The following is a 1,008-nucleotide window of genomic DNA, read 5'->3' as shown; positions in this document are numbered from 1 at the left end:
GCGGGTTCCGCCGTCAATTATCCATCCCCAGGACGATATTAATAAACCCGCCCCACCGCCGATAATTAATAATTGTAGGTGCGAGACGTTCAGGCATGAAATAGGGTTGAGATACCCGAAATAACCGCCTGGTGGGGACTCCAACCCCTTGGTTGGATATAAGTGGTTAGGCACTGACCATCCCACAACTGTTTATATGTCCCGACGTTTGGATTCGACACCCAAACAAGGCAGGGAACTCCAGGTCACAAACGAACTGCTTGAATGGGAAGTTATGACCCCATGATAGCAGGGAGTAGAGAGTGCGAAATGTTTAGGAGACCAAATAAGGCTGTGATGGCTGAAATCACCTCCTAGTGGGGAAGCCAGCCCCGAGTCTGGATAAGAGGTCGGAGCCTCGAACCATTCCCCATAACTGTTTATACGTCCCAACGTTTGGATTGAACCCCCAAACAAGGCAGGGAACTCAAGGTCATCAAACAAACTGTTTTGATTGGGAAGTTATGACCCCATGATAACAATGAGTAGAGAGTGCGAAATGTTTAGGAGACCAAATAAGGCTGTGATGCCTGAAATCACCTCCTAGTGGGGAAGCCAGCCCCGAGTCTGGATAAGAGGTCGGAGCCTCGAACCATTCCCCATAACTGTTTATATAGCACAAGACAGAAAAGTTAGGACGTATAATGGCAAGGATATCTACAGAAGACCCAAAATGCCAGCCCCCTACAGTTACGACCTTAGACAAAAAGTTATTAATGCAATTGAACTAGACGGTATACCCAAAACCGAAGCCAGTCAAGTTTTCCATGTCAGCAGGAACACCATCAATCTCTGGCTGCAAAGAAAAGAACACACCGGCGACTTCCTCCCTAAACCTAATCGCCCACCTGGTCATAGCCACCAAATTACCGACTGGCACAAATTCCAGGCTTTTGCCCAAGAGCATGGCGATCAAACCTCCGCTCAGATGGCTGAACTTTGGGATGACGACATCTCTCCTCGCACCAT

General features: G+C 48.2%; 1 protein-coding gene. It reads left to right on the top strand.

From position 1 onward, the window contains the following. Positions 1-712 precede the first annotated feature (712 nt). Positions 713-1,008 (top strand): IS630 transposase-related protein (locus P5683_RS25245; protein WP_315641946.1); only part of this gene is annotated, 296 nt, incomplete at its 3' end.

It is taken from the genome of Limnospira sp. PMC 1279.21 (assembly GCF_032349615.1).
Lineage (GTDB): Bacteria > Cyanobacteriota > Cyanobacteriia > Cyanobacteriales > Microcoleaceae > Limnospira > Limnospira fusiformis.
This window is presented reverse-complemented; position numbering and strand designations above follow the sequence as displayed.